This is a genomic window from Corynebacterium imitans (assembly GCF_000739455.1).
GTDB lineage: Bacteria > Actinomycetota > Actinomycetes > Mycobacteriales > Mycobacteriaceae > Corynebacterium > Corynebacterium imitans.
This window is the reverse complement of record NZ_CP009211.1, coordinates 774,247-798,287: the sequence shown is the minus strand read 5'-3', so window position 1 is coordinate 798,287 and position 24,041 is coordinate 774,247. Positions and strand designations below refer to the sequence as shown.

The 24,041-nt window shown below is 63.7% G+C and carries 22 protein-coding genes; 7 read left to right on the top strand and 15 right to left on the bottom strand.

Annotated elements, in window-relative coordinates:
- Positions 1-12: 12 nt before the first annotated feature.
- Positions 13-3,303 (bottom strand): Rib/alpha-like domain-containing protein, encoded by a 3,291-nt coding sequence (locus CIMIT_RS03655; RefSeq protein WP_038589320.1) that lies wholly within the window; start codon positions 3,301-3,303, stop codon positions 13-15.
- A 235-nt stretch (positions 3,304-3,538) separates the two neighbouring features.
- Between CIMIT_RS03655 and CIMIT_RS03650 the strand changes: the two genes are divergently transcribed.
- Both CIMIT_RS03650 and CIMIT_RS03645 read left to right on the top strand, forming a co-directional pair.
- Positions 3,539-4,735, top strand: a complete 1,197-nt coding sequence (locus CIMIT_RS03650) for an NAD-dependent epimerase/dehydratase family protein (RefSeq protein ID WP_038589317.1) — start codon at positions 3,539-3,541, stop codon at positions 4,733-4,735.
- On the top strand, positions 4,735-5,853 hold the full coding sequence (locus CIMIT_RS03645; protein WP_038589314.1) for a glycosyltransferase family 4 protein: 1,119 nt from the start codon (positions 4,735-4,737) through the stop codon (positions 5,851-5,853). Before CIMIT_RS03650 ends, CIMIT_RS03645 begins: the two co-directional genes overlap by 1 nt.
- Here the strand turns inward: CIMIT_RS03645 and CIMIT_RS03640 are convergent.
- Positions 5,831-6,247 carry a hypothetical protein gene (locus tag CIMIT_RS03640; protein WP_038589311.1) on the bottom strand — a complete coding sequence of 139 codons (417 nt, stop codon included), beginning with the start codon at positions 6,245-6,247 and terminating at the stop codon, positions 5,831-5,833. The two genes, CIMIT_RS03645 and CIMIT_RS03640, sit on opposite strands and share 23 nt — an antisense overlap.
- Positions 6,248-6,250: 3 nt before the next feature.
- Positions 6,251-7,702: a glyceraldehyde-3-phosphate dehydrogenase gene (locus tag CIMIT_RS03635; protein ID WP_038589308.1), complete on the bottom strand. Its 1,452-nt coding sequence runs from the start codon at positions 7,700-7,702 to the stop codon at positions 6,251-6,253.
- Positions 7,703-7,878: 176 nt separating this feature from the next.
- On the opposite strand from CIMIT_RS03635, the gene CIMIT_RS12555 reads away from it, so the two are divergent.
- Positions 7,879-8,064 carry a hypothetical protein gene (locus tag CIMIT_RS12555; RefSeq protein ID WP_141757909.1) on the top strand — a complete coding sequence of 62 codons (186 nt, stop codon included), beginning with the start codon at positions 7,879-7,881 and terminating at the stop codon, positions 8,062-8,064.
- On the opposite strand, the gene CIMIT_RS03630 is transcribed toward CIMIT_RS12555, so the two are convergent.
- Positions 8,061-9,047: a 3-hydroxyisobutyryl-CoA hydrolase gene (locus CIMIT_RS03630; RefSeq protein ID WP_038589296.1), complete on the bottom strand. Its 987-nt coding sequence runs from the start codon at positions 9,045-9,047 to the stop codon at positions 8,061-8,063. The genes CIMIT_RS12555 and CIMIT_RS03630 overlap by 4 nt on opposite strands.
- Before the next feature lie 63 nt (positions 9,048-9,110).
- On the opposite strand from CIMIT_RS03630, the gene CIMIT_RS03625 reads away from it, so the two are divergent.
- Both CIMIT_RS03625 and CIMIT_RS03620 read left to right on the top strand, forming a co-directional pair.
- Positions 9,111-9,908, top strand: coding sequence for an HAD family hydrolase (locus tag CIMIT_RS03625; protein ID WP_038589293.1), 798 nt, complete (start codon positions 9,111-9,113; stop codon positions 9,906-9,908).
- Positions 9,905-10,468 carry a DNA-3-methyladenine glycosylase gene (locus tag CIMIT_RS03620; RefSeq protein ID WP_038593934.1) on the top strand — a complete coding sequence of 188 codons (564 nt, stop codon included), beginning with the start codon at positions 9,905-9,907 and terminating at the stop codon, positions 10,466-10,468. Before CIMIT_RS03625 ends, CIMIT_RS03620 begins: the two co-directional genes overlap by 4 nt.
- Before the next feature lies 1 nt (position 10,469).
- Here the strand turns inward: CIMIT_RS03620 and ppk2 are convergent, their stop codons facing one another.
- Genes ppk2 through CIMIT_RS12070 form a run of 3 tightly spaced genes read right to left on the bottom strand, consistent with a single transcriptional unit; the run spans position 10,470 to position 12,354 of the window.
- Entirely contained in the window at positions 10,470-11,330 is an 861-nt protein-coding gene (gene ppk2, locus CIMIT_RS03615; RefSeq protein ID WP_038589290.1) for a polyphosphate kinase 2, read from the bottom strand.
- 51 nt (positions 11,331-11,381) lie between these two features.
- Positions 11,382-11,714, bottom strand: a complete 333-nt coding sequence (locus CIMIT_RS03610; protein ID WP_038589287.1) for a putative quinol monooxygenase — start codon at positions 11,712-11,714, stop codon at positions 11,382-11,384.
- A 10-nt stretch (positions 11,715-11,724) separates the two neighbouring features.
- The gene (locus CIMIT_RS12070; protein WP_144311803.1) at positions 11,725-12,354 is read right to left on the bottom strand and encodes a hypothetical protein; all 630 of its coding nucleotides are present in this window, start codon (positions 12,352-12,354) and stop codon (positions 11,725-11,727) included.
- Positions 12,355-12,590: 236 nt separating this feature from the next.
- On the opposite strand from CIMIT_RS12070, the gene CIMIT_RS03600 reads away from it, so the two are divergent.
- Positions 12,591-13,232, top strand: a complete 642-nt coding sequence (locus CIMIT_RS03600; RefSeq protein ID WP_051904770.1) for a GntR family transcriptional regulator — start codon at positions 12,591-12,593, stop codon at positions 13,230-13,232.
- On the opposite strand, the gene CIMIT_RS03595 is transcribed toward CIMIT_RS03600, so the two are convergent.
- The 5 genes from CIMIT_RS03595 to CIMIT_RS03575 all read right to left on the bottom strand — a co-directional run bounded on the left by CIMIT_RS03595 (position 13,233) and on the right by CIMIT_RS03575 (position 19,000).
- A complete protein-coding gene (locus tag CIMIT_RS03595; RefSeq protein ID WP_038589284.1) occupies positions 13,233-15,029 on the bottom strand; it encodes an ABC-F family ATP-binding cassette domain-containing protein in 1,797 nt (598 codons plus the stop codon).
- A gap of 12 nt (positions 15,030-15,041) precedes the next feature.
- Positions 15,042-16,025, bottom strand: a complete 984-nt coding sequence (locus CIMIT_RS03590) for a 4-(cytidine 5'-diphospho)-2-C-methyl-D-erythritol kinase (RefSeq protein ID WP_051904769.1) — start codon at positions 16,023-16,025, stop codon at positions 15,042-15,044.
- Entirely contained in the window at positions 16,018-16,869 is an 852-nt protein-coding gene (gene rsmA, locus CIMIT_RS03585) for a 16S rRNA (adenine(1518)-N(6)/adenine(1519)-N(6))-dimethyltransferase RsmA (RefSeq protein ID WP_038589281.1), read from the bottom strand. The genes CIMIT_RS03590 and rsmA overlap by 8 nt, the downstream gene beginning before the upstream one ends.
- 6 nt (positions 16,870-16,875) lie before the next feature.
- Complete coding sequence (locus CIMIT_RS03580; RefSeq protein WP_038589278.1) at positions 16,876-18,006, bottom strand: resuscitation-promoting factor; 1,131 nt, start codon at positions 18,004-18,006, stop codon at positions 16,876-16,878.
- Positions 18,007-18,163: 157 nt separating this feature from the next.
- Complete coding sequence (locus CIMIT_RS03575) at positions 18,164-19,000, bottom strand: TatD family hydrolase (protein WP_038589275.1); 837 nt, start codon at positions 18,998-19,000, stop codon at positions 18,164-18,166.
- A 12-nt stretch (positions 19,001-19,012) separates the two neighbouring features.
- Between CIMIT_RS03575 and CIMIT_RS03570 the strand changes: the two genes are divergently transcribed.
- On the top strand, positions 19,013-19,414 hold the full coding sequence (locus tag CIMIT_RS03570) for a DUF3806 domain-containing protein (protein WP_038589272.1): 402 nt from the start codon (positions 19,013-19,015) through the stop codon (positions 19,412-19,414).
- On the opposite strand, the gene CIMIT_RS03565 is transcribed toward CIMIT_RS03570, so the two are convergent.
- From CIMIT_RS03565 to CIMIT_RS03555, 3 genes are all read right to left on the bottom strand, one after another.
- A complete protein-coding gene (locus CIMIT_RS03565) occupies positions 19,411-20,187 on the bottom strand; it encodes a CE1 family esterase (RefSeq protein WP_038589269.1) in 777 nt (258 codons plus the stop codon). The two genes, CIMIT_RS03570 and CIMIT_RS03565, sit on opposite strands and share 4 nt — an antisense overlap.
- A 3-nt stretch (positions 20,188-20,190) precedes the next feature.
- On the bottom strand, positions 20,191-22,026 hold the full coding sequence (gene metG / locus CIMIT_RS03560) for a methionine--tRNA ligase (protein ID WP_038589266.1): 1,836 nt from the start codon (positions 22,024-22,026) through the stop codon (positions 20,191-20,193).
- Between the two features lie 106 nt (positions 22,027-22,132).
- On the bottom strand, positions 22,133-23,953 hold the full coding sequence (locus CIMIT_RS03555; RefSeq protein ID WP_084674255.1) for a BCCT family transporter: 1,821 nt from the start codon (positions 23,951-23,953) through the stop codon (positions 22,133-22,135).
- Positions 23,954-24,041 lie beyond the last annotated feature (88 nt).

Below are 24,041 nucleotides of genomic sequence, written 5' to 3'. Positions count from 1 at the left end.
TTCTTCTACCTTTTAGATCCGGATGCCGTACTTAGACAGCAGCTGGCGGATGTGGTCTTGGTTAACAAAGGCGGCATAGCCTGCGCCGCCGAGTGCAGCGAGCAGCCCAAGCACAATGGGCAGCCACGTCGCGGTTGAGGAAGTCTTCGGCGCGGGTGCAGGTTTGACCGCGTCCTTCGCATGGAGGGTTACCGGCTGCGTGCGCTGCGAACCGTCCGGGTACGTCACCACACGCGGCACCTCAATTGAGGCGTGCTCAGCGACGCGCGAATCCACGCGCGCGGTGATTTCACCGGTGGCCGGGTTGATGTCGATCTTCCAGCCCGGGGCGGAGAAGTCCGCGGCGAGCCCGTAGGTCGTCCCCTTCGGTGCCGTTGGTGCGGTGGCCGACTCCTGCTCACGCGCTTGCGAGTTCGTCAGCACGGTGACGGGCATCAACGTTTCCGACCCATCCGGGTAGTGCACCCGGACCTGCACCGTGTACGAAGCATCGACCGGCGCATTGTCGGGAATTTCCGCACGCACTTCGCCTGTGCGCTTATCGACGCTCACCTGCAAACCAGCATCATCAGCCAGCGTAAATTCGGTGCCCGCCGGCACCCTGCCAGTCGGGGCGGACGTTGCTGTAGTGTCCACGTTGACTACGGAGACCGGGAACTCCGGCGCATCGCGTTTCGTCGGAGCCTTCGCTGCGGCGACCCCCACGTACGCCTCGATGGTGCGCGTAGAGCCGTCGGGATAGCGCGCTTCGACCTTTACCACCACGGGCTTTGCTGTCCCCGTCGGCGCGGTCATCCGCAGGGTGCCTGTTGTTGCGTCCACAGACGCGGACCAGGCCTGGAGGTCTCCCGGCGCAAGCGCGAACTCCGTGTGCGCTGGTAGAGAGTCAGGGTTGGCAATCTGTACTTCAGCACTCTGCCCCGGCCCGACGAGCACCCCGGTCTCGTAACGCGGCGCGGTGACCTGCGACATGGACGCCGCAGCGACCTCGAAAGGAACCCGCACCGTCTGCGTGGAATCATCCGGAAAGGTCACGAGGACATCGACCGTATGGATTTTCCCCACCTTCGATCCGCGCGGCGCATTGAACGTCACCCGGCCATCCACGTCAACAGTGGCATTGGAGGTACCTTTAACCTTGAACTTCGTGCCTGCGGGAAGCGGCTGCCAATCGTAGGCACCACGACGCGCAATCGGTGCCACACTCACGGCGCTTCCACCCGCCCGCACGATACGCGGCGCGTAGGACACCTTGTACAACGAAGCCAAGGAGGCAGGCTCCGTCACCGTCACCGCGACCGTGCCCGACCCCGCAGTGGAGTTAGGCACCTCAACGACGTACTCGCCCGGGGTCACGACCTCGGGCGGCGCGATCACCACCGTGCCAGCGGCATCAACGGTGACCCAGTCGGCTCCCTTGATGGTCAACCCGGATCGCTGCACCACCGGCTCACCGAAAGTGATCCCCGCAGCCACGTTTTCCTTCGGTCGTGTTTTTACGACATCACCCGGAGCCACAGTTACGGCGTCCCACGTGAAGTTCACCACCGGCTTGGGGGCAGGTTTAGGGGTTGGCTTGGGCGTTGATTTGGGGGTCGGTTGAGGAGTTGTTTTAGGCGTTGGCGTCGGTGCTGGTTCCGACGTTGGTGTTGGAGTAGGGGTTGGCGTTGACGAGGTCGGCTGTGTGGCAGTTGGTGTGGGTGTTGGCTTTGGCTCCAAGGTGAGCACAGGGATGGGAGCGAGTGTCTCCTTCACCTCAGTGAGCTCGTCCATGCGGATCGAAAACTTGGTCTCTTTCGGCTCATAGCCCTTGGCTTTAAAACGCACCGTGTACTCCCCCTCCAGCAGTTCCTGGACGGGGAAGTCGCCGTTGGCGTCCGCAACAAGGCTCTCTCCCGGGGTGATGCGCGCCTCCGCGTGGGGCAGGGACTCATCGCCCTCCCCCACAACGTGGAATCGCACGCTGCCCTTGCGCTCCTTTGCGTCGAGGTAAAAATCCTCAACGGTCTCCTTGCCGGAGCGGACGTCGACGCCCAGCCGCACCTCGCCCTCCATCAGGTCGGTCTCTTTAACGGTGATTTCGGCGATACCGGGCTGCAGGTTGCCCAGCGTGTAACGGCCATCCTTATCGGTCGTGGTCGAGTCGGTTTTTCCGCCATCGATCGTCACGGTGACGGGGACATCAGCGACAGGGTTACCTGCCTTGTCGAGCACCTGGCCGGTGATGGAGCCGAACTGGGCGTGCACATTGGCATCCCCCAGATCGTTGACTTCCTGCTCGTGGATCTCAACGGTCTTTGTCTTGCTGCGGGTGTCGTGTTTTCCCGACGCCGCAATCTTCAGCGTTGCGCTGCCCGCCGGCACCCCGGTGAAGGTGTACCTTCCCTCGCTGTCTGTGGTTACCGTGTCCTCTCCGATGTCCTCTCCGATGGAAACTTTGACGCCTTCGAGCAGCGAATTGCCGGGTCCAATCACGCGGCCCGTCACAGTAATCGGGATCAGGTCCTTGTCTGGGACCGCAACCCCCGCTTTGGCTTCAACAGTAAAGGGCTCGGGCGCAAGGTAGCCCGGCACAGTGCCGAGTTTGAGCGAGTACGTACCTGGCTCGACCTTGCTGAAAGTGTAGGTGCCGTCCTTGTTGGTCGTGGTGGTGTCGGTGACGGTACCGGCACCGTCGAGAAGCGAAACCTCAAGCCCCTCCGGGAAGTTCCCGTTTTCTCGATCGACGGCGACGTTGCCGCTAAAGCTTACAGATTTGGGATTGATCGGGTCGATGAAGCCTTTGCCGCCTGCGCCTTGCGACGAACCAAATCCACGCACCGGGAGCCGGCCCGCCCCACCCTTCTTGTCCACGATCAGCGTTTGGCCGTCTTTGAGCGTCACATCCTTATCGAAGGTGAGATCCATCCAGCGAGTGCCCGTATCGTCGATATGACCGTAGCCTGTCACTTCCCCGAAATCCTCGATCTCAGTTGTGCCGTGGGTGAGCTTGACCGCATAGGTATCCTCTGCCGGGAAATTCTTCCCGTCACCACCAATAACGTAGAAATAAAGTCGCACGGAGCGGAAAGTCTTCGGCTCGTAGTCGCCGTCGTAAAGCCGGAAGATAGCGCGCCAGTCCTTCGCCGTCGCCGGATAATTCCCCGTGGATACGGTGAGGCTGAAGTCGCCGTCGTTCACGTCAAACTTCTCGGCAGCATGGGCGACAGTCAGCGGTACGGCGGGCACCGCAGTGACCCCGGAAGCAGCACAGACTGCGATCGCGGCAATAGCGATAGAACGGCTCCAGAAACCACGCACCATGCAAACTCCCAGACTCTCATATTCTTTTAATAATACTAACCACACCATTGAACTACATCTGCGCAAAAAACGCACGTCACAAAGCATTCACGTGCATATTTACCCCTAAAATGTCTCTCCTTTCTCGCTGTATTTTTCCTCAGGCGCAGATAGCCAGCACAACGGGCAATTGCTAGGTATCGTGAACAAAAGCGCGTAGCGCACAAGAACACCAACGTGGAAAGGTTTACTCGACGTGAAGATTGCGGTACTCGGCGGAGATGGGTTTTGTGGTTGGCCAGCAACGCTGCACCTGTCCGACCTCGGACACGAGGTGGCGGTAGTAGACAACCTTTCCCGCCGCGCTATCGATGAGGAGTTGGGCGTTTCCCCCCTCACGCCCATCGTCTCAATCGAAGAGCGCATCGCCGCGTGGAAAGAAGTCACCGGCCGAACCATCGACTTCCACAACATCGATGTGGCCAAAGACTACGAAGGTCTGCTCGAGTTCATCACCACGTATCAGCCCGATGCGGTGATTCACTTCGCCGAGCAGCGGGCCGCGCCGTACTCGATGAAGACGCCTCGCACGAAGCGCTACACGGTGGACAACAATGTCAACGCCACCCACAACCTGCTCGTGGCAATCGTGGGGTCCGGCTTAGATGTTCACGTCGTCCACCTCGGCACCATGGGCGTGTACGGCTACGGCACCGCCGGGATGAAGATCCCGGAGGGCTACCTGGACATCACGGTGCACACGGATGAGGGCACCACCGTGGAGCAGGAGATCCTCTACCCCACCAACCCGGGCTCCGTGTACCACATGACGAAGGTGCTCGACCAGAACCTGTTCGCCTACTACGCAAAGAACGACGAGCTGCGCATCACGGACCTGCACCAGGGCATCATCTGGGGCACCCACACCGAGCAGACGCAGCGCGACGAGCGCCTGATCAACCGCTTCGACTACGACGGGGACTACGGCACGGTGCTCAACCGCTTCCTCATGCAGGCGGCCGTGGGCTACCCGCTCACCGTGCACGGCACGGGCGGGCAGACCCGCGCGTTCATCCACATCCAGGACATGTGCAAGTGCATTCAGATCGCGCTGGAGAACCCGCCGACAAAGGGCGACCGGGTGAAGATCTTCAACCAGATGACCGAAACACACCGTGTCCGCGACCTGGCTCATCTCATTGGTGAGATTTCCGGTGCAGAGGTGCAGATGGTGCCCAACCCGCGCAAGGAGTCGGCCGAAAACGAGCTCCACGTGAAGAACGACACCTTCATCGGCCTGGGCCTGCAGCCGACGAAGCTGGCCGAGGGCCTGCTTGCGGAGGTCGAAGACGTTGCGCGCAAGTACGCCGACCGCGCGGACCGCACCAAGATCCCGGCGCGCTCACTGTGGACCCGGAACCAGGCCGCAGGCGTGCCCACGGGCGAACGCTAATGCGCATCGCCATCCTCACCGAGGTCTTTCTCCCTAAAATCGACGGGGTGGTCACGCGCGTGACTCGCCACCTCGACCAGCTGGCAAAGATGGGGCACGAAGTCCTCATCTTTGCCCCGGGCAATCCCCCAGCGGAGTACGCGGGCTTTGAGGTCGTGTCCATCCCATCGCGGGATCTCAAGGTCTACCCCGAGGTCAAGCACGGCATGATGGGCCCGAAGACGTTGCGCTGCTTGCGCGAGTTCGACCCGGATATCGTGCACGCAGTGAATCCCATTTGGACCGCCGGCTGGTCCACGCTCGTCGTCGCGCGGCACTATCCGGTGATCGCGTCCTTCCACACCGACGTGCCCGAATACTGCGTCAAGCTGGGCATCCCTTGTGTCAAACCCATCGCGAAGTGGGGGGTGCGCACCTTCCACGGACGCGCGGCGGTCAACCTGGTCACTTCCGGGCCCATGATGGATAAGGCGGCCGAGTACCAGATTCCCAACGTCAAACTTTGGCCCAAAGCCGTGGACACGGAACGTTTTACCCCAGCGGCGCGATCGGACTCGATGCGCGAGCGCCTCGGCGGCGACCCGCTCGTACTCTTCGTGGGCCGCATCTCTGCGGAAAAATCCGTCGAGCGCTGCATCCCCATCATGGAGGAGGTGCGCGCCCGCATCCCCGACGCGCGCATCGCGTTTGTCGGCGAGGGCCCGCAGTACCAGGCTCTTCGGAAAGCGGCGCCCGACTGGGCCACGTTTACCGGCTACCTTTCCGGCGCAGAGCTTGCCGCAGCCTATGCCTCCGGAGATGTATTGCTCTTTCCCTCCACGACCGAAACGCTCGGCTTCGCCGCACTAGAGTCCTTCGCCTCCGGTGTTCCTGTCGTGGCTGCTAACGCGGGCGGCCTGCCCTTTGTGATCGACGACGGCAAAACCGGCATCCTCGTCGACCCCGCGGCTCCGGATGCAGCCTGGGCCGACCAGATCGTGCGCCTCCTGCGGGATGAGGCTGCCCGCGACCAACTGGCCTCGGCTGCCCGAGCCGAGGCCCAGCGCTGGACGTGGCGCGCTTCCTCAGAACAGGTGGTTGCCTACTACGACGAGGTCATTCGAAGCGCAACACGGTGACGTCGCCGCGGTCAATGTGCACCGTGGCGGTCGGGTCAACTTCCTCGATAGGGCCCGAGCCGGGTTCACACGCATCCACTTCGCTCGGATCGAACCACTCGATCTCGGCCCTGTTGGCGGAGATGACGCCGATGCCCGAGGCTGTCTCCCAGGCCTGGTAGTCATCGTCGATCCCCGGCACATCGTCGGGGTTGAAGCCAAGCTGTTCTGCCTCCTCCTTGCTGGAGTACGGGCAGAACACGTAGGCGCGCTCGACGTCCGGGCCAACAACCTCAGAGATGGTGAAGTCCTCGCCTGACTCCACGGCGGCCTGAAAACCCAGATCCGTGCCATGCGCGGCGCAGCCTGCAAGGGCGAAGACGCCGGCGATGGCAAGAACTCGAGTGCGGACCATGATCTACTTGATGCTCTCCGGTGCCTTGCGCTCCGGGTAGATTGTCGGGCGCACGCCCGCGATCTCTTCGACGACGCGGACCACCTGGTGGGAGTAGCCGTACTCATTGTCGTACCAGACGTAGAGCACGAGGTGGTTGCCAGACGCAATCGTGGCCAGACCGTCCACCACGGAAGCGTGGGTGGTGCCAAGCAGGTCGGTGGAGACCACCTCTGGCGACTGGATGTAATCAATCTGCTGGCGCAGGTTGGAGTCGGTGGACACGCGGCGCAGGAAGTTGTTGACCTCTTCCTTCTCCACGTCCTTCTCCAGATCCAGGTTGAGCACCGCCATGGACACGTCCGGCGTAGGCACGCGGATCGCGTTGCCGGTCAGCTTGCCCTCGAATTCCGGTAGCGCCTTGGAGACGGCCTTTGCGGCACCGGTCTCGGTGAGCACCATGTTCAGGCCGGCTGCGCGACCGCGACGGTCGCCCTTGTGGAAGTTATCGGCCAGGTTCTGGTCGTTGGTGTAGGCGTGGACGGTCTCCACGTGACCGTGCTTCACGCCGTAGCGGTCGTTGATCACCTTAAGCACCGGGGTGATGCCGTTTGTGGTGCAGGACGCTGCGGACAGCACCTTGTCGTCACCGATCATGTCCTCGTTGATGCCGTAGACGATGTTGGGGATGTCTCCCTTACCCGGCGCGGTCAGCAGCACGCGATCGACGCCCTTGGACTCGAGGTGCTGGGACAGTCCTTCGCGGTCGCGCCAGGCACCGGTGTTGTCCACCACAATGGCGTCGTTGATGCCGTAGGAGGTGTAGTCCACCTCAGCCGGGCTGTTGGCGTAGATCATCTGGATCGGGGTGCCGTTGGCCCAGATGATTTCGTTCTCCTTGTCCACGGTGATGGTGCCGTCGAAAGGACCGTGGACGGAGTCGCGGCGCAGCAGCGAGGCACGCTTGATGATGTCGTCCTCGCCCTTCTTGCGCACGACCACCGCGCGCAGGCGCACGCCGCCGTACGCCGCCTCGCGCGCGATGAGGATACGGGCCAGGAGGCGACCGATGCGGCCGAAACCGTAGAGCACCACGTCGCGAGCCTGCAGCTCAGAGGAAGTGCCGACGACCTCGGACAGCTCCTCCTCGAGGAACTCGCGCAGGTCCTTGCCCTCGGTACGGGAGTAGTTCTTGGCCAGGCGGCCCAGGTCGATGGACGCGGTGCCCAGGTCCATCTTCACCAGTTCCTGGAGGATGGGCAGCGTGTCGTCCAGCGGCAGCTCACGCTCGACGATGCGGCGCGCGTAGCGGTGCGCCTTAATAATGTCGATGTCGGTCGCGCCCAGCAGCAGGCGACCGTAGATGGAGGTCACGGCGTTGTGCTCGCGGTGCAGCTGGCTGATCAGCGGCAGCATCTCCTGCGCGAGGGTGAGCTTGTGGTTCCAGTCGGCGGCGGGGGTAGTCGATTGTGTCACTGTAGTCCTCAAATACGGTCGTGGGTGTACAAGCAATGTGCCTTTCGGGGGCATTCCGAGGGCCCATATGCACCCTAGCTTAGCGCGTTTCCCAAACATTCAGGCCGCGCGTGCACCCGAAATTACACCCGCGCGCCCCCGCCCCGGCCCCGTTACGTCGGCGTAGCATGGCGGGCATGGATTTAAGCTCGCAATTGAACGCCAACATGCACTCCGGGGCGCAGGATCTGCGCGACGCCCTATTTACCCCGAACACAGCTTTTCTCCCTACCTCCTGGCAGGCTTCGCTCGATCAGCTCAGCTACTCGGTGATTGGCTTGTGGGACTCCATCGTGCGCGCAGTCGAGATGTTCCTGTTCTAGCGGAGCACCGCACGGTACTTCTCCGGGTCAGGTTGCGGCGCGAACTTCGGCTTCTGGTCCTTGTCCACCAGCACGGCGCGCACCCCCTCGGCGAAGTCGGGCTCGTGGCGCATGAGCTCGCCGAGCACACGCTCGTTATCCAGCGAACCGGCGAGGTCGAGGGCAGCGTTTGCCTCAAAGAGCTCGGTTGCAGCCACCAGCGCCGAGGGAGAAGCCTGGGCGGTGAGCTCTTTCACCTTCTCACCAAACTCCCCCGCCTCGTCGAGTCGCGCTTGAATGTCGGCCCACGAGCCGATAAAGACTTCTTCGATCTGCTCGTACCACTGCTCCAGGCTGTTTTCCCCGGCGGGCAGCGCAACCTCGTCGAGCACGCCAATGCCCTCCTCAACGATCCGGTCGAGCAGGCCCTCGAGCGTTGCCACCTTGTGCGAGGCGAGCCCCAGCGCGAGCATCTCGTCAGCATTCAGACGGTAGCCGGTCAGACCTAGGAACTTGCCGAGCGCCAAGGAAGGCTTCCCGGGCAGATTCTGCAGTTTCCAGGACTGACCCACGTCGGTGACGTAGCCGATGTTCATCTCCGGCATGGAGGCGAACGCATCTTCCTGCACAAACATGTGCGATCCCAACGCCGAGATCCCCATCCCGCCGCCCATATTCACTCCAGAAACGAGCGCGATATAGGGCTTCGGGTAGTTCGCGATGTAGTTGTTCATCTCGTACTCCTCGGCGAAGAAGGCGCTGACCTCCTCCCCCTTACCCGCAAGTACACCTTCGCGCGCAAGCTTTACGTCGCCCCCGGAACAAAAGTGCTTCCCGCTCGAATGCACTACCACCTGAGTCACCGCATCGTCGTGTTCCCAGGCTTTGAGCGTGGTGTAGATGCCGTGAATCATCTCGTCATTCAGCGAGTTCAGGGCCTTTGGCCGGTCGAGCGTAATGACACCGGTGGTGCCGCGGACAGATGTGTTCAAGAATGCAGTCATGTCCCCCAGTGTTGCACATCACATCGGTGGGGTCGAGTATTTTTCACGGGTAGGCTTGGCCCAATGAGTACTCCACGTCTTGTAGCCCTGGATATGGATGGCACCCTACTAAACCCCGAGGGGGCGATCCCAGATTCCTTCTGGCCCACGCTGGAAGCAGCTCAGGCGGCCGGCATCACCGTCGCGCCCGCCTCGGGCCGCCAGCTGGCCACGCTGCGCGACATGTTCGCACGCAACGCACCGGATACCTTCATCGCGGAAAACGGGGCAGTCGTACAACACGAGGGCCAGGTCCTCGCCACCGCCACGATCCCCGAGGCCACCGCCCGCCGCATCGTCGAAGCGCTCGAGCGCACGCCCTTTTCTGCCCACCCGGTGCTGTGCGCGCCCGAGACCTCGTACACGCGCGCAAGCACCCCGCCCGAGGTGCAGCGCGAGGTGGACAAGTACTACCTGGCCAATACTCAGGTGCGCTCGCTTCTCGACGCCCCGCTGAACGCGATCGTCAAAATCGCCCTCTTCGTCGACGGAGACGCAGAGACGCTCGGCCTGCCGTGGGTAGAAAAACTTGCCCCCGAGCTGCACGCGCTGGTCAGCTCGACGCACTGGCTCGACATCATGCCGCCCGCCGCGTCGAAGGGTGCGGCGCTGCTCGCGCTCGCCGACACGCTTGGGATCGCGCATGAAGACACCGCCGCGATCGGCGACTACCTCAACGACTACTCCATGCTGGAGGCAGCAGGGTATGCCGTCGCGATGGGCAACGCGCACCCGGACCTGAAAGAGGTGGCGGATGAGGTAATTGGTACGAATGGGGAGCACGCGGCCGTCGCAAAGCTAGCGCAGTGGGCGGGCAAATGATTGACTTCTCGCAGCCTGCTGACATCGTCGCGCCGCAGCTTTTGGGCTGCCTGATCACGCATAGCGGGGTAACCGTGCGGCTGACCGAGGTCGAGGCCTACACCGGCGACAACGACCCGGCGGCGCACACGCACCGGGGGAAAACCGCGCGGAACGCCGCGATGTTTGGGCCTGGGGGCACGCTGTATGTCTACCTGTCCTACGGGATCCACCTCAACGGCAACATAGTGTGCGCGCCGGAAGGCCAAGGGCAGGGTTGCCTCATGCGCGGCGGCGAGATTATCGAGGGCGAGGCGCTCGCGCGAAAACGTCGGCAGCGCCCAGAGAGGAAGCCCATCCCCTTTGAAAACTTGGCGCGCGGACCCGGCAACCTGGGGCAAGCCCTGGGGCTGGGCCTGGATGATAACGGCACGCCGGTTGAGCTGACGATGCGAGATGCTGAACCCGAATGGGTGGCGGGTCCGCGCATCGGTATCAGTAAGAACGCGGACGCGCCGCTAAGATTTTGGATCCCCAACGCGCCCACGGTCTCCACCCCGCGCGGGCGCCCACGCACGTAGCTTACTTGTTCTTCTTTTTCTTCGCTTTCTTCCCGACGCGGCGCTCCTCCAGCTGAGCTGCGGCATCGGGAACGTAGCGGAACTCCTCGCGCGGCGGGCGGGAGTAATCCGTGATCTCCGGGCGCTCCGGGATCTCCGGCAGCTCCACCTCCACGTGCTCATAAGGCACGGTGGACAGCAGGTGGGAAATCACGTTGATGCGGGAGCGCTTCTTGTCCTCGCTCTCGACCGTGTACCAGGGAGCCGACGGGATGTCCGTGTGGACAAACATCTCATCCTTCGCGCGCGAGTAGTCCTCCCAGCGGGTGATGGACTCCAGATCCATCGGCGAGAGCTTCCACTGGCGCAGCGGGTCTTCCTTGCGGGACTGGAAGCGCTTGTACTGCTCCTCGTCCGAGACGGAGAACCAGTACTTGCGCAGCATGATGCCATCCTCGACGAGCAGGCGCTCGAAGATCGGCGCCTGGTGGAGGAAACGGCGGTACTCCTGCGAGGTACAGAAGCCCATCACGCGCTCCACGCCCGCGCGGTTGTACCAGGAGCGGTCGAAGATGACGATCTCGCCGGCCGCGGGCAGGCGCTCAACGTAGCGCTGGAAGTACCACTGACCGGACTCGCGCTCCGTGGGCTTCGGCAGCGCCTCAATGCGGCAGGTACGCGGGTTGAGGTACTGAGTGATCCGCTTAATCGCGGAGCCCTTCCCGGCAGCGTCGCGCCCCTCCATCACGATCACCAGGCGCGCGCCAGTGCGCACCACCCACTGCTGCATCTGGACGAGCTCTGCCTGGAGCCGCAGAAGCTCCTTCTCGTAGGCCTTCTTAGAAAGCTTCGGCGGCTTCTTCCCCGTAAATTCTTCGCTCATACACTACACCGTACTCAGGCTTTATGCGTGTAAGCAAAGCGTGTACACAGGTTAATCCTGGGTGGGCACCTGAAACTCCGCCATCGTGTCCCACTCGGTCTTGCCCTCGATGAGCGTGTTGATGATCGTCGGGGTTTCTTTCAGCACCTTGGGGAAGAGCTCCTGGGCGTCCTTGAAGTGCTGGGAGTTCACGTGCGCCTCCGCAGCATCGTCCTTGAACGCCTCGATGAGCAGGTACTCGTCCGGGTTATCGGTGGAGCGGTACCAGTCGAAGAAGAGGCAGCCATCTTCCGCCCGGCTCGCCTCGGTGAACTCGGCGACCACCTCGCGGAAGTTCTCGACGTACTCGGGCAGGGGTGCAAAACGGACGTTAATGAGAATCATGTGCCCCACCCTAGCGCAGGAAGTACTCCACCAGGTATGCAGTGTTACCGTCCGCGCTGCGTGCGATGGCTACGCCGAAGCCGGTCGGGTTCGGGTGCGGAGTCGTGCTCAAGTTTTTGCGGTTGAGGAAGTCGAGGCGCTGCTGCGCGGCCGCATCGTCCAAACGGTAGATCTGGCCGGTCCCCTCTTCCGTGTGGGTGACGCCGCGGCCGACGTCACCGTTGAACTTCGCCTTGCCGTCGACAGCCTGCTGTGCCCACTCGGCGGCAATCTTCTCGGCCCGCGCGTCCTTGTGGTGCCCCTCCCGAGCCAGCTGCGCCTCGGAGTCCGCCACCAGCTGCGCATCAACCTTGGCGCGCGAAGCCTCTTGGTCCTTGGTGCGTGGATCGACAACGATGCGCTCTGGCACCTCGATACCAGCGCGCCCGGCCGCGTCGCGCACCTCCTTCGGCACCTCGATCGGCGGCACCGTTGGCACCTTAAAGGTGTTGGAGGACGACAAGGTGTCGAGTTGGAGCGAGACCAGCGGCGCTGGTTCGCTGGAGCCCTCTTGCGCGCTCGCGACGCCGGTGCCCGCGAGCATCAGTGCGGTGGCCGCGGCAAGCACCCCGCGACCCTTGCGAAAATTATGTCCGTTCATTCTCATAAATTATATTCTGTCACACTTTCCCCAAAAGCGGCAGGAGAAGCACGGGAAACGTTGGCACAATTCCAATTGTTGAACAATTCTGGGATAGGCTGGGGAGGCGGACAGGGCGCAAGTGAAGACTGCGGCGCGAGTGCCGTTAGAATGGTGCTTTACAGTTTTGCTCGTCCTTTTGTTCACCAGAGCACTAACTCAATATTGTCCTTGTTTCCCCACTACACACGGATGCCATGCTTGCTCAAAACGTCGCTGCTGAAATCCGCCGCGCCATCTCGCGCGGCGAGTTTTCGCCCGGCCAGAAGCTCAATGAAGTAGCTCTGGCCGAGCGCTTTGGCGTTTCTCGCAATACCCTGCGCGAGGCATTCGCGATGCTCACCTCCGAGGGTCTGTGTGAGCGCATCCCCAACCGCGGTGTCTTCCTCGCCACCCCCTCCCCCGAATTCGTCACCGATACGTACCGGGCTCGGGCCGCGATCGAACCGGCGGCGCTGCTTTGGGGTGAGCACCTCGACGTGGATCGCCTGGTCGAGCTCAACGAAGAGGCCCGCGAGGCGATCGCCCAGGACGACGACGACCTCGTCGCCGCGATCAACCAGGCCTTCCACCACGTCGTACTCTCCGCGATGGGCTCGAAGACCCTCGGCGACACGATGGACCAGCTCGACGCCTTCCTCCGCCTCGCCACCCTGCCGATCGTGCAGCGCACACCGACGTTTAATCGCCAGTTCATCTCCGTGAATGAACACCTCGTCGAGCTCCTCTTGGACGATCGCCGCCAGGAGGCCTCCGACTACCTTCAGGCCTCCCTGGAAGAGCAGGGCCGGATCGTCAACGAGCTCATCGCCAAGATCAACGATGGCGAGCCCATCTAACTAGCCTTCGAGCTCCTCGCCGAGCTCCAGCCACTGCATCTCCAGCTCGTCGCGCTCCTCTTTCAGCGCGCCAAGCGCCTGCGTCTTTTCTCCAATGGCAGCGAAGTCTGGTGAATCTGCGGAAGACATGGTGGCAATTTCAGCTTCCGCCGCCTCGATTTCCTCGTCTGCCTTGCCGATCTTGCGCTCCAACGCCTTCATCTTCTTGCGCAGCTCCCGCTCCTCCTGGGAGCTCAGGCCGGTGGGTGCTTGCTGGGCAGGTTTTTCCCCCAAGTCGAGTGGGCCCGTATCTTCGGCAGTCGCGGCGCGACGCTCAAGGTACTGGGTGATGCCGCCCGGCAGGTTAGTCAGCTGCCCATCGCCGAACAGGGCGTAGGTGGTATCGGCGATGCGCTCGATGAGGTAGCGATCGTGCGAGATCACCACGAGGGTGCCCGGCCACGTGTCCAGCAGGTTCTCCAGCTCCTGGAGGGTGTCAATGTCGAGGTCGTTCGTCGGCTCGTCGAGAAGCAGCACGTTCGGCTCGCTCATCAGCACGCGAGTCAGCTGCAGGCGACGACGCTCCCCGCCGGAGAGATCCTTCACGGGCGTGCGCTGACGCTTGGGGCTGAAGCCCAGGCGCTCGGCCAGCTGCGAGGCGGAGATTTCTTTGTTGCCGATGTGGACGTAGTTGGCCACGTCCTCGACCGCGTCGAGCACGCGGCGGGAGGGGTCCAAGTCGTCGAGCTCCTGGCGCAACCAGCCAATGCGCGTGGTCTGCCCCTCGATCCGCTTGCCTGCTGCCAAGGGGTACTCCCCGGCCAGCGCGCGCAGCAGCGTGGTCTTGCCGGAGCCGTTCACACCCACCAGACCGATGCGCTCGCCTGGAGCCAGTCGCCAGGTGAGGTGGTCAACCAGGGTGCGGCCGTCGGGCGCGTCGATGCGGGCGTCCTCCAGCTCCACGACGACCTTGCCCTGGCGCTGCTTGGAAAAGGCCATGAGCTCGACCTTGTCGCGCGGGGCAGGCACGTCCGCGATCAGCGCCTCGGCGGCCTCGATGCGGTAGCGCGGCTTGGAGGTACGGGCTGGTGCGCCACGACGCAGCCACGCGAGCTCCTTGCGCGCCAAGTTCTGGCGGCGCTGCTCGATCGCATCCGCCTGGCGGGCACGCTCGGCGCGTGCGAAGGTCCAGTCGTTGTAGCCGCCCTCGTAGACGTCCACCGTACCGTCGTGAACCTCCCAGGTCAGCGTGGCGACTGTGTCCAAGAACCAGCGGTCGTGGGTGACCACCACCACTGCTACCTTGCGCGCCAGCAGGTGCTCGGCAAGCCACTGGACGCCCTCGACGTCCAGGTGGTTCGTCGGCTCGTCCAGCACCACCAGGTCCAGATCTTGCACCAGCGCCGCAGCGATATTGACCCGGCGCCGCTCGCCACCGGAGAGGTTGCCCACCTGGGTGTCCAGGCCGAGGTCTGCAACGCCGGTGCCCTGCAGCACCTCGCGCACCTTGGCATTCGATGCCCACTCGTACGTCTGCAGCCCTAGCGGCTCCACCACCGCCTGGCCCACCGTCAGCGTCTCATCCAGATCAAAGCGCTGGGTGACCACCGCCATGCGCAGGTCCGAATTGTGGGAGACACGGCCCGCGTCCGGTTCCTCCAGGCCGGTGAGCACCTCGAGCAGCGTGGTTTTGCCACCGCCGTTGATGCCAACGATGCCGATGCGGTCGTGCGACTGGACGCCGAGCGAGACGCCGTCCAGCAGCGTTTTTAAGCCCCAGGTTTTGGACACATTTTCCAGATTGATCAGGTTCACCATAGGGGCTCAAGTCTACTGTGCGCCCGGCGACGGTCCGGCGGCGGTCACCACCTCGTAGTCGGGGAAACGCTCCCGCAAGCTGGCCCTTGCTGAATTGGCAGCGTCTGCATCCGCACACAGCGCGGCGATTGTTGGGCCCGAGCCCGAAATGATGGCGCGGAGCACGCCAGGAGTTTCTTCCGCTGCACCTATCACCTGCTGCAGACGAGGTTGCATCCGCAGCGCCGCTGCCTGCAGGTCGTTGTGGAGACTCTTGGCTAGGGCATCCTGGTCTCCGCGGGTGAGCTGCTGGCTCAGCGAGTTGGTGCTCAAGTGCGGGACGAGCGCCGGATCGTTGTGGCGCATGTCGTCCAACAGCCCGAAGGCTTTTCCAGTGGAAATACCGACCTTGGGGTTGATAAATACCCAGTGCGTGGTGCCGCGGGTGAGCATGTCCACCAGCTCGTCGCCGCGGCCAGTGCCGAGAGCGGTGCCCCCACGGAGGCAGAAAGGCACGTCGGCCCCGAGCTGGGCCCCGAGGCGGTGGAGTTGTGCGCGGTCCAGCTCCACGCCCGCGTAGGCGGCCACGTAGCGCGCCGCCGCAACGAGGGCGGCCGCGGCATCACCGGAACCGCCCGCCATGCCGCCGGCGACGAAGACGTGCTTTTCCACCTCGATCCGCACCGGAGGCAGTGCTTGTGCAACCTGCCTGCACTCATCGACGACCGCGTCCACCGCGCGCCAGGCGAGGTTCGCCGGGGTGTCGATGTCCTCGGCCGGGCGCTGGACGAGGAACTCGGTGTGCATCTCGCGCACCACGCTGCCGGTGGTCACCGCCGGGCCGTCTTCGACGTGCAGGGTGACATACTCGCGCCGGTCGACGGCCTGGAAGACGGTCACCAGCTCGTGATAGCCGTCCGCGCGGGCCTCGCCCACTCCCAGGTGCAGGTTCACCTTGCCGGGGGCGGAGGCACGGAAGCTCTTGGGCGGCTCAGGCAGCTCAGGCACCTCAGACATCGTGTTCCCCCAGGCGGAGGAAATCGTCAACGGCGAGCTTTTCGCCGCGCAGGCCCGGGTCGATGCCGACTGCCCGCAAGGCTTCTTCGGCGGCCTGTGGGGTGCCGTAGACCTGGGCGAGTGTGGATCTTAAGGTTTTGCGGCGCTGGGAAAACGCGGCGTCGATAAGCGGGAAGACCGCCTCGCGTTGGGCGCGGCGGGCGGCATCGGCGGTGACATCGATGCGCACCAGGCCCGAGGCGATGTTCGGGGCCGGCCAGAAGACGTGCTTGCCGATCGTGCCCGCGCGCGAGACCTCGCCGTAGAAGGCGGCCTTGACGCTCGGGACGCCGTAGATCTTTGACCCGGGTGTGGCCGCCAGGCGGTCGGCGACCTCTTTTTGCACCATAACCAGCACGCGGCGGATGGAGGGAAACTGCTCGAGCAGGTGGAGCAACACCGGCACGGAGACGTTGTAGGGCAGGTTTGCTACCAGCGCAGTCGGCGCGACCGCCACGTCTTCTGGCGTCACCGTCAGCGCGTCAATATTGGTGACGGTGAGCTTGGAAACATGTTCGGGCGCGTACGTGCGCACAGTTTGCGGCAGCCGCTGGGCCAAGCGCGGATCGATTTCCAGCGCGGTGACCTGGGAGGCTACTTCGAGCAGCCCAAGGGTCAGCGAGCCCAAACCAGGGCCGACCTCCACCACCGTGTCCTCGGGCGAGAGCTCGGCCGCGGCGACGATCCGCCGGACGGTATTGGGGTCGTGCACAAAGTTCTGGCCGAGCTTCTTTGTCGGCGTGATATCGAGCTCCTCGGCGAGCGCGCGGATCTCGACGGGGCCCAGCAGCTGGGAGGAAGCCATAAGCGCTTAGCGCAGGCCGAGCTTCGCAGTGCAGGCAGGCCATGCGCCCCAGCCCTGCGCCGCCTGGGTCTTCTCCGCGATGGCGATCTGCTGCTCGCGGGTCGCCTGGTCGGCGGTCGGGGCGTAGGCGGTGCCGCCGTAGGCAGCCCAGGTGCCCGGGTTGAACTGCAGGCCGCCGTGGTAGCCGTTGCCAGTGTTGATGGACCAGTCGCCGCCGGACTCGCACTGCGCGATCGAATCCCACACGGAGCCGTTCGCCACGGCCGGGGCCGCGGCACCGGTGTTGCCTTCAGCCTTCTTCGTACCGCGGACGATCACAGCGGGCTTCGCCTCGCGCGTCTCGTGCGCGGAGGCGACGAAAGTGTCCTCCGGCTGCCCGTTGACCAGCACGGTGTGGCGGATGACCTGCTTCTCGCCCAGCACGCCCTCCTCGCGGACCTCCTCGGTGCCCTCTTCCATCTCCGGGTCGTCGATGTACTTGGCCGGGGCCTTCACGTCGACGATCTCGCGGTCCTTGACGATCTCCACGCGGTCCAGGTTGATCTGCATGTTCGGGGTCACCTGCGCGTCCAGCGGGACGTTGAGGCGATCATTGGAGTCGAAGGTGATCCCGCGCTCGGTGAGCAGGTCGCCCACCGTCTTCGCTGCTGCGGAGGTGTAAGTCACCGCGCCGCCGTCGTTGATGGAAACGATCTTCGGGGTCGTCACGTCCACGTTGAGGCCTTCAGTGACAGGCTGGTCGCGGTCGATGTCCGTGGCGGCGTTGGCTGCCATCCCGGCCTCGTCCAGCAGGTCGCCCACGGTGGCGGCGGTAGAGGTCAGCTCCTGCGCCACGCCATCAACGACGACAGCGACCGGCTTGGCCGTGCGCACGGTGAGTGTGTCGCCGTTGGCCAACTTCTGGCCAGGTGCCGGGTAAACCAGGTCAGCGTCCGTGACCTCAACGCCCGCGGCTTGAAGCGCCTTGTCCACATCACCGGAGAAGGTGGAGACGGTTTTCGCTTCACCGTTGACATCGACGGTGATGTCTTTCTGGGCGGCGACGGCGGCGGTGGCGCTACCAACAATGGCCGCACCGGCGACGGTGCTGGCGACGACGCGCTTGACGGCGGGAGTGCGGGAAGAGCTGCGGGACATAAGCGAAAAAGGATTCTTTCTGCGAGATACAACCGTGTACTAATGCGGTAACAATACGGTAACAACGCGGCGTTTACAAGACTGTGACCATTGCGCGTGTCGCATCACACATTTGAGCGCCCACAGGACTCTTCCCGCACCTCAGGCACAACTTTGGTCACAGATTAAACACGCGATCGAAGGTCGCCGAGACCTCCTCGGCGAGCGCCTCGACCGGCATGTCGCGCGCTTCTGCAACGACCTTCGCCGTGTGCCCGATCAGGGCTGGTTCGTTCCTTGTGCCACGGAAGGGCTCCGGTGTCATGTACGGCGCGTCGGTCTCAATGAGCAGCTGGCCGGCCGGGGCGAGCTTCGCGGCTTCGCGCAGCCCATCGTTGCGCTTAAATGTCACATTGCCCGCGAAGCTCAACACGTAGCCGCGCTCAATCGCCTCGCGCGCCACCTCCACTGGCGACGAAAAGCAGTGCAGGATCACCTCGCGCGGGGCGGGCGCGTCCGCCAGGATCCGCATCAGCTCCGCGTCGCCCTCGCGGTTGTGGATCATCAGCGTCTTGCCGCTTTCCACCGCCAGCTCGATATGGAAGCGCAGCGCCTCCTCCTGCACCTCAAGTGGGGCGGTTCTTTCTGCATCGTGCTTCAGCCAGTAGGTATCAATGCCGGTCTCCCCTACCGCTACACAGTGCTCATCTGCCGCCATCTGCGTGAGTCGTTTTCGCGCGGCGTCATCAAGCTCGTGTGCGCGGGTCGGGTGGATCGCGCACGCGGCGAAAACTCGCTCGTTCATATGCGCAGCAGACAGTGCCAGCTCGGCTTCCTCCAGCCCATCGCCGACGGTGCACATCCTCTCGACGCCGGCATCGAGTGCCCGGCTCACGATCGCATCCACTTCCGCTTGGGTGCGGGCCCCGGTGGAGGCGAGGTGCGTGTGGGCGTCGATAAGCTTGGCGATGCGCTCGGCAGGAACTGGTGTGGGGCGTGGCTTCTTTTTGCTCATACAGTAGAGCCTATGGCATTTAAAGAATTGGACTCGCAGACCCGCGCCCAGCTCGACCGCGACCTGGCCGAGGCCGCGGGCCGCGGTATTAACGGCGACGTCGACGCGGTAGTAAAAAGCTTCGAGGACACCCTCGCCTACTACCTCGGGCTTCCCGCCGACGTGCGCCGCGGCTACCCGCGCGGCGAGACCGCCCGCATCTTCGGCACCGCGCTCGGTGCGGCGCTCGTGCGCGACCACGGCTTTGCGTGGCGCTTGCTTATCGACGACTACGGCACCGACCTCGTCGTCGCCCGCAATGTAGACGACGCCGAGCCGAAATACGCTGCACCCCTGGTGATCGTGGACACCCGCTTCGAGGACGAGGAGCCGGGCAAGCTCACCACCTTCATCAAGCAGTTCCTGAAGCGCTAGAGCAAGAGCTTCTCGACGAGCCCCGCCCCCGTCACCTCGCGGGTCCCCGGGCCCAAGCGCGGGTCGAGTTCCTTGGAGCACGGCACCATGTGGCCAAACCCCTCGATGGTGACCAGGTGGACCGGGGCGGCGCCCTCCCAGGTGTCTAGGGTGACGTGCTCGCTCAGATGGGTCTCGCTGTGCAGCTGTGCTCCATTACGTTTCGCGAAATACTCGGCGGAGTCGTGCGCCGAGCGGGTCATGCCACGATTGTTGCCACCGATGCCGGCCATGCCGCCCTCGTACGGAACGAGCGGGTCGGCGGTGCCCTGCACGGAGAGAATCGGAGTCGGGTGCCACGATCCCTTTGGCGGCAAGGTGTTGTCCTCGGTAGGCATGGAGGCACCGAAGAGTGCGGCGGCGGACAGGGTGCGCGGGGCGTCGAGAAGCATGCGGATGAGCATCTGGCCGCCGTTAGAGAAGCCACACCCGATGACGCGCTCGTGCGGGTACCGCGCAACTAATTCGGTGAGGAAGCCGACGTCATCGATGTCGAGTGTGCGCGCCGACTCCTGGAAACCGCGGCGCGCGTCGTTGAAGTGCCGACCTACTCCGTCCGGGTAGAGGACGGTGTGGCCGAGCGACTCGAAGGAGCGATCCGTGAAATTGCGCGCGACGTTGCCGGATTGGCGAGAGCCGTGCAGGAACAGGATCAGCGTGCCGGTGTCTTCGCCAGGGACCTCGACCCACGTGCGTGTGCGTCCGCCAAATTCCAGCGATTGCTGTTCAGGCATTGATTACTGCACAGGTGCCCACTCGGGGCCGGTCTCGCCCAGCTCCGGGTCGAGCTTGGCCACCAGCGGCTTCGGCTTGGCAAGCTCGGTGCCGGCCTCGATGTCCACGCGGCCCCACACAGCCTGCTGGTCGGTGTAGTCGCCGGTAATGGTCAGGTACTTCTGCCCCTTCTCCGGCAGGCCTGTGCCGACGAGCTCGTAGTCTGCGTCGTCCGTGACCTCCTCGATGCGCGGGGCGGCAGCCCACACGCCGGTGCGCCCTAAGGTCTCGTGGACCTGCTGCGCGATGTGCGGGAGGAACGGGGTGAGCATCGCGTTGCAGTCGGAGACCACCTGCAGCGCGGTCCACAGCACGGTGGCCAGGCGCTCGCGCTGGCTGTCATCCTTAGCCAGCTTCCACGGCTCCTGCTCGGCGATGTACGCGTTCGCCTCGCCGACGACGTGCATGATCTTGGTAATCGCAGCCTTGAAGTGAGCCTTGGACAGGTCCTCGCCTGCGGTGGCGAATGTCTGCTCCGCCAGATCCAAGATGCGGTGGTCCGAATCAGTGAGATCGCCTGGGGTCGGCACGGAACCGAAGTTCTTGTGCGCCATCGAGACGGTGCGGTTGACCAGGTTGCCCCAGCCGTTCGCAAGCTCGTTGTTCACGCGGCGGACGAACTCATCCCAGGTGAAGTCCGTGTCGTTGTTTTCAGGACCGGCCACCGCGATGAAGTAGCGCAGCGGGTCCGGGCCGAACTCCTTGAGGAAGTCCTTGACGTAGATGACCACGCCCTTAGAGGAGGAGAACTTGGAACCGGACATCGTGAGGAACTCGGAGGAGACCACCTCGGTGGGCAGGTTCAGCTCACCGAGCTCGTGCGTCTCGCCGCCCTTCGTCCCCTTGCCCGCGTAGCCGAGCAGCTCGGCCGGCCAGATCTGGGAGTGGAAGGTGATGTTGTCCTTGCCCATGAAGTAGTAGCCCTCGGTGGCTGGGTCCTGCCAGAAGGTCTTCCACGCATCCGGGTCACCGGTGTGCGCGGCCCACTCGATGGAGGCAGAGAGATAGCCCACGACGGCGTCGAACCAGACGTAGAGCTTCTTCGACGGGTTGTCCTGCCAATCCTCCACCGGGATCGGAATACCCCAGTCGATGTCGCGCGTCATCGCGCGCGGACGCATGTCCTCCAGCAGGTTCAGGGAGAACTTCAACACGTTGGGGCGCCACTCCTTGCGGGTTTCCAGCCACTGCGCGAGTGCGTCGTGCATCGCGGGCAGATCCAGCATGAAGTGCTCGGTCTCCACAAACTCCGGGGTCTCGCCGTTGATCTTGGACACCGGGTTGATCAGGTCTGCCGGGTCAAGCTGGTTGCCGCAGTCGTCGCACTGGTCGCCTCGCGCGCCGTCGGCCCCACAGATCGGGCAGGTGCCCTCGATGTAGCGGTCCGGCAGGGTACGCCCCGTCGACGGGGAGATCGCGCCCTTCGTGGTCTCCTTGAGCATGTAGCCGTTGGCGTAGAGCCCCTTGAACAGCTCTTGGACCACCGCGTAGTGGTTGCGGGTGGTGGTGCGAGTAAAGAGGTCGTAAGACAGGCCCAGGCCGGCGAGGTCCTCGACGATCTGCGCGTTGTAGCGGTCCGCGAGCTCCTTGACGCTCACGCCTTCCTTGTCCGCCTGCACCAGCAGCGGCGTGCCGTGCTCGTCGGTGCCGGAGACCATGAGCACGTTCTTGCCGCACATTCGCTGGTAGCGGGCAAACACGTCGGAGGGCACACCGAAGCCAGCGACGTGGCCAATGTGGCGCGGACCGTTGGCGTAAGGCCAGGCAACGCAGACAAGAACGTTCTCAGATGCAGTCATGGTAATTAAGCATAATCAACCCCAAGCTGGCGGCGAATCCGGGCATAGAAAATCCCCAGCCCCTCTTCACGAGGGTGCTGGGGAGATTCGTATTCGGGGGCAGAGGCTAGTTCAGCTTACCGCCAAGGACTCGCTTGACCTGCTCCTTCTTCTGCTCCAGCTCGCGCTGGTCGCGGTGCATACGACGCTCGATAGCCAGCTGGCGCGCGAAGCGCTCCTGTTCCTTGTGATCCAGGTAGATCGTGTCGTTGGACAGATCCTTCACGATCGCAAACATCAGCAGGATCAGGATGAGCAAGAACGGGGTGGCGGCGACAATGGTCACCGACTGCAGCGAGTTCAGCGCGTCCGAGCCACCCGAGATCAGCAGGGTCAGGCCGACACCAGCGGTGGCAACGCCCCACATCGCGGCGAGCCACGGCTTCGCGTCCGACTTGCCGTTCTGCGACATCGACGCCATCACCGTGGAGGCAGAGTCCGCCGAGGTGATGAAGAAGGTGGCCAGCAGGATCAGAGCGAACACGCCCATGATGACGCCACCGGGCAGGTTGTGCAGCAGGTTAAACAGCTGCTCCTCCGAGGAGCCCTCGCCGTAGATGGAGTTGCCCTCCTGCTCCATCTTGATCGCGGTGCCGCCGAAGATGGCGAACCACACGGTGGACAGGCCAGCCGGGACGAGCATGACGCCGAGGCAGAACTCGCGGATCGTGCGGCCGCGGGAAATGCGCGCCAGGAAGGTACCCACGAACGGAGACCAGGAGATCCACCAGGCCCAGTAGAAGATGGTCCAGCCAGACAGGAACTCGCCTGCCTCGCCGTCAGCGCTTTCGGCGGTGCGGGCTGCCATCTCAAAGAAGTTCTGCAGGTAGGTGCCCACTGCCGTCGGCAGCATGTTGAGCTGAGCGACGGTCGGCCCGAAGACGAACACGAAGATTGCCAGCAGCGCAGCCACGACCATGTTGGAGTTGGACAGCCACTGGATTCCCTTGGACACGCCAGACATCGCCGACAGAAGGAATGCGAGCAGCAGTACTGAGACGATGCCGATGATCAGCGTGTCAGAGGGGTTGTCCACAAAGCCGGAGGCTTCCAGGCCAGCACTAATCTGCAGTGCGCCAAGGCCCAGGGAGCAGGCCGTGCCGAAGATGGTGGCGAAGATAGCGAAACCGTCGATGAACTTACCCAGTACACCGTCTGCGGCCTTCTGGCCGATCAGCGGAATAAACGCGCTCGACAGCAGCTGCTTGCGGCCGAGCCGGAACGTGGAGTACGCGATTGCGAGGCCGATGATGGCGTAGACCGCCCAGGGGTGGAGCGTCCAGTGGAACATCGTCTGCGCCATGCCGGTACCCACCTCGTGTGGCTGGTGACCTGGAACCCCGTCAAGGTACATCGACAGCGGCTCGGAGGCACCGTAGAACATCAGACCGATGCCCATACCAGCGGCAAACATCATGGCGATCCAAGAGCTTGTCTTAAACTCCGGCCGCTCATCGGCCGTCCCCAGGCGGATGGCACCGAACTTGGAGCAGGCGATCACGATGACGAAGAGCACAAACATGGTGCCGCCGAGCACGAAGGCCCAGCCCAAGTTGTCAATGACCCAGCCGAAGGCCACGTCAGCAAAATTGGAAAAGTTCTCCGGGGCCAATAGGCCCCAGGCCACCATGGCCACGACCAACACAGCGATGGGAGCAATGATGCCCCAGTCCACCGGAGCATCTGCCGCGTCGGCCTTGCGCTCGACCTGTTCTTCCGGATCGAGGTAGTTGCCGCGCGCGCCCGAGCTATCAGCGTCCAGCAGCGAGGCGAGCTCACCAGCTGCCGAAGGCGTGGGGGCTGTGGAATCGTTTCCAATCTGCGGATCTTCGCTCCGCGGCTCTGCGTCTGGATCGTGCGGATCCAGACCAGTCTCACGCTGAGACATTGATCACTCCTTGAATTTTAGCGGTAAAATCATATGACTTTTGCAGGGTAACGTAAATGAAGTCCAAGTACGAACCGGCGGCGAGCCC

Excerpts from the sequence above, each read along its gene's own strand:
- CIMIT_RS03620 (WP_038593934.1), top strand. The coding sequence starts at position 9,905 with ATGATTGACTTCTCGCAGCCTGCTGACATCGTCGCGCCGCAGCTTTTG.
- CIMIT_RS03565 (WP_038589269.1), bottom strand. The coding sequence starts at position 20,187 with ATGCCTGAACAGCAATCGCTGGAATTTGGCGGACGCACACGCACGTGG.
- CIMIT_RS12555 (WP_141757909.1), top strand. The coding sequence starts at position 7,879 with ATGGATTTAAGCTCGCAATTGAACGCCAACATGCACTCCGGGGCGCAG.
- CIMIT_RS03645 (WP_038589314.1), top strand. The coding sequence starts at position 4,735 with ATGCGCATCGCCATCCTCACCGAGGTCTTTCTCCCTAAAATCGACGGG.
- CIMIT_RS12070 (WP_144311803.1), bottom strand. The coding sequence starts at position 12,354 with ATGAACGGACATAATTTTCGCAAGGGTCGCGGGGTGCTTGCCGCGGCC.
- ppk2 (WP_038589290.1), bottom strand. The coding sequence starts at position 11,330 with ATGAGCGAAGAATTTACGGGGAAGAAGCCGCCGAAGCTTTCTAAGAAG.
- CIMIT_RS03630 (WP_038589296.1), bottom strand. The coding sequence starts at position 9,047 with ATGACTGCATTCTTGAACACATCTGTCCGCGGCACCACCGGTGTCATT.
- CIMIT_RS03640 (WP_038589311.1), bottom strand. The coding sequence starts at position 6,247 with ATGGTCCGCACTCGAGTTCTTGCCATCGCCGGCGTCTTCGCCCTTGCA.
- CIMIT_RS03595 (WP_038589284.1), bottom strand. The coding sequence starts at position 15,029 with ATGGTGAACCTGATCAATCTGGAAAATGTGTCCAAAACCTGGGGCTTA.
- metG (WP_038589266.1), bottom strand. The coding sequence starts at position 22,026 with ATGACTGCATCTGAGAACGTTCTTGTCTGCGTTGCCTGGCCTTACGCC.
- CIMIT_RS03575 (WP_038589275.1), bottom strand. The coding sequence starts at position 19,000 with ATGAGCAAAAAGAAGCCACGCCCCACACCAGTTCCTGCCGAGCGCATC.
- CIMIT_RS03655 (WP_038589320.1), bottom strand. The coding sequence starts at position 3,303 with ATGGTGCGTGGTTTCTGGAGCCGTTCTATCGCTATTGCCGCGATCGCA.
- CIMIT_RS03580 (WP_038589278.1), bottom strand. The coding sequence starts at position 18,006 with ATGTCCCGCAGCTCTTCCCGCACTCCCGCCGTCAAGCGCGTCGTCGCC.
- CIMIT_RS03625 (WP_038589293.1), top strand. The coding sequence starts at position 9,111 with ATGAGTACTCCACGTCTTGTAGCCCTGGATATGGATGGCACCCTACTA.
- CIMIT_RS03610 (WP_038589287.1), bottom strand. The coding sequence starts at position 11,714 with ATGATTCTCATTAACGTCCGTTTTGCACCCCTGCCCGAGTACGTCGAG.
- CIMIT_RS03600 (WP_051904770.1), top strand. The coding sequence starts at position 12,591 with ATGCTTGCTCAAAACGTCGCTGCTGAAATCCGCCGCGCCATCTCGCGC.
- CIMIT_RS03570 (WP_038589272.1), top strand. The coding sequence starts at position 19,013 with ATGGCATTTAAAGAATTGGACTCGCAGACCCGCGCCCAGCTCGACCGC.
- CIMIT_RS03555 (WP_084674255.1), bottom strand. The coding sequence starts at position 23,953 with ATGTCTCAGCGTGAGACTGGTCTGGATCCGCACGATCCAGACGCAGAG.
- CIMIT_RS03590 (WP_051904769.1), bottom strand. The coding sequence starts at position 16,025 with ATGTCTGAGGTGCCTGAGCTGCCTGAGCCGCCCAAGAGCTTCCGTGCC.
- rsmA (WP_038589281.1), bottom strand. The coding sequence starts at position 16,869 with ATGGCTTCCTCCCAGCTGCTGGGCCCCGTCGAGATCCGCGCGCTCGCC.